The sequence below is a fragment of the Bacteroidales bacterium genome, from assembly GCA_023229505.1.
In the GTDB taxonomy this organism is placed as follows: domain Bacteria; phylum Bacteroidota; class Bacteroidia; order Bacteroidales; family JAGOPY01; genus JAGOPY01.
The window spans coordinates 1-2,663 of the sequence record JALNZD010000105.1; the positions used below are offsets into that span (position 1 = coordinate 1).

A 2,663-nucleotide genomic window follows, 5' to 3' on the forward strand; every position below is an offset into this window, starting at 1 on the left:
GACCAGACTAATGATTGATATCAAAGTATCATAAGTTGAACGGTCTACACTGCACGGGGCAACGCTTAAATTTAGTAAGTTATTCTTTGTACGGACTATATTGTTCTATATTTAGGGACTAATGACTGATTCATTCCCTGGTGACAATATAAACGTCTTCGCTGTCGCGCTTCATCATGTATTTTTCCCTCGCGTACGTTTCTATCGTTTCAAGATTGGTCTCAAGTTCATAGATAGCCTTATTATTTTTGGCAATTTCGATCATATAAAACGCCCTCATCCCCTTGATCTCATCGATCCTGGCATTTAATATGCGCTGACGTTTCAAGCTGTTGTTATCAAAAAAGATCATCCAGACAGCAAAAGCCACCAGGGTCAGGAAATACCTATTTATCAGTATTTTGCCGATAAAATGAAGCATAGGGTTATATTTCAGTTATAAAAGTAGGTTTTATTAATTGGCTAAACCAAACAAGGAACTGCAAATTCCTAACTTTCGTTTGTTGAAAACTAAACCCTTCCCCTGAATCGAGGGCATATCATTAGTTGACATTTAATTTTTGCAATAATAGTATACATGTTCTTTTCCATGTGGGGGTCGAAGCTTAAGCATTCCGGCATATCGCCGCGCTCGCCGGTGATGACGTTGTAAGATCCCAGGTAATCCTTGTGGATATAATAAGTGGAAAATGAACACAATTCTGGTAATTTTCAAAAATCAGATGGTTCTTTTTTTTTAAGCTCCTCGATTTCATAAAGCATTTCTCTTATCTTCTCCTTGTAAGGGCAATTGGATGGTGAACAGCTTAACTTGTCCCACAAGTTGTTTCCTTGTGTTAACTGACCCGGCCTTGACTCCAACTACATACAAAACACTTCCCATCAATGGATTAAATGAAAATCCATGAAAAAATTTGGATATTTTCATTTTTCCAAAAAACCAAGTATCTAAATTTTTTTTGAAGGAAGATGAATCAAGATAAGGCGGGAATATCAAGGCTTTTGAAAGGGTTAAAAATGAAAAAGCCCCGATTGAATCGGGGCTTAGTCGACTTCGGCTCCCCGACCTTCGCTATTATCTAAATTTTGAAGGCTGGGTGAAATGGGTGAATTCCAAGGTATTTAAAAGTGTAGTTGAAATGTAAGCCGAGATTAGAGTTAGACTGCCTTCTCTTTATTGAACAAAGATAAGGAGATTCGATGTTTTATCAAATAGCTGAAATAATTTCCCCTTTCCCCGGGTGGGGAAAGGGGTCAGGGGATAGGGGCTGAAACCCCGAAGTTGGCTATTATCTATATTATTTTAGGGATACAAATAATGATAAAAACATAATATTTGTACCTGATTATAAGAACATTTTTGTAATCAAGGTATAAATTAATAGCTAATCGATGTGAAATTATTTTTTTCCCATTTAGCACAGGGATCATAGGCTTCAGAATAATACCAAAATCCAATAATATTATTAAAAGTGTCAAATTTTATTTCAGGAAAGTCTAATCTTAGAAGCTCCTTAATACCTACTTGCACAAATTGGAAACCCTCCATCATTATCTCTTTCCGCGTTTCGTTTGACAAATTTGTATCTAAATCACCGTCAATCTTGAATACAATTTTATTGTGGTCATCAAGTGAAATTGAAACTGGAAATCTTATTTTTCCCATATCACTTATACTATAATTCCCACATGACATTTGTGTAGCAAGTATTTGCAATTTCAAATCAAGGAAATCTTTATATGAAAGTTCTATTTTATCTGATAATTTGGTCTCATCTGATTGGGAATAACAATTAGTGAGAAAAAATGAAGTTAGAATAATTATTATAATTTTCTTCATAAATATTTAAATTATTACTTATGTTTCATCTATTCTTCTTCTATGATTACCCTAAATACCCTATTATTCTTATTTGCGTCTAAAGCTTGGGCACCAATTTGAGCAGCATTTTGATTAGTGACTCTTAAACACCCTCTTGTCCCAACAAGGTTTTGCTGACCTTGTAAAGCATTTTCTCCTAAAACTGTTCCTCCACCATGAATACCAAGTTCTGATCTTTCAGATAATTGCAAATCACCACTTTCTGGATTCAATAAGATAAAATATCTACCTTGTGCAACAAGTTGACCACCAGGCTCTCCTTCAGAATCTTGTACAGGTGTGCCATCAGTATTTGCAAAGGTTCCATCTGGGTCTCGATCCAAAATAGTCGTTACGGTAGCTTCTCCGGTAGGTGTATCTCCATTTCGCTCGCATGGATCTCTTGTTGGGTTTTGTCCACCATTGGTTGTTCCCTTTCCCAATACCTCATTGCCTCCTTCTAATTCAACATCTTGTCCATTTGCAGTTAATGTCATCGTACCTGCTTGTGTCCTATCTTGAGGGAGGCAAACATTCAGAGTATCATATCCAAAGGGATCAATCCAATTAATTGGATTATTGAAACAATAGTGATATGGGTTAGTTTCTGGATGCTTTTCCGCCATCGGATCAACAGAATGCCACCTTCCGATTACTGGGTCATAGAAGCGGGCTCCGTAATCGTACCACCAAAGCTTGGCATCGTCCTGAAGTTCTTTGGAATTATATAATTGGAGGTTGTCAGATGCATTAATTTCTTTTATTTCCAGGCCAAAAGGGTAATAGTCCGTTACCTGCGTGA

3 protein-coding genes are annotated in these 2,663 nt (G+C 36.7%); all 3 read right to left on the reverse strand.

Annotation, left to right across the window (positions count from 1 at the left end; genetic code table 11):
- Positions 1-130 precede the first annotated feature (130 nt).
- Positions 131-421, reverse strand: a complete 291-nt coding sequence (locus M0Q51_17380; GenBank protein MCK9401741.1) for a septum formation initiator family protein — start codon at positions 419-421, stop codon at positions 131-133.
- A gap of 957 nt (positions 422-1,378) precedes the next feature.
- Complete coding sequence (locus M0Q51_17385; GenBank protein MCK9401742.1) at positions 1,379-1,840, reverse strand: hypothetical protein; 462 nt, start codon at positions 1,838-1,840, stop codon at positions 1,379-1,381.
- Between the two features lie 29 nt (positions 1,841-1,869).
- Positions 1,870-2,663, reverse strand: a 794-nt coding sequence (locus M0Q51_17390; protein ID MCK9401743.1) for an RHS repeat-associated core domain-containing protein, incomplete at its 5' end; no start/stop codon positions are given.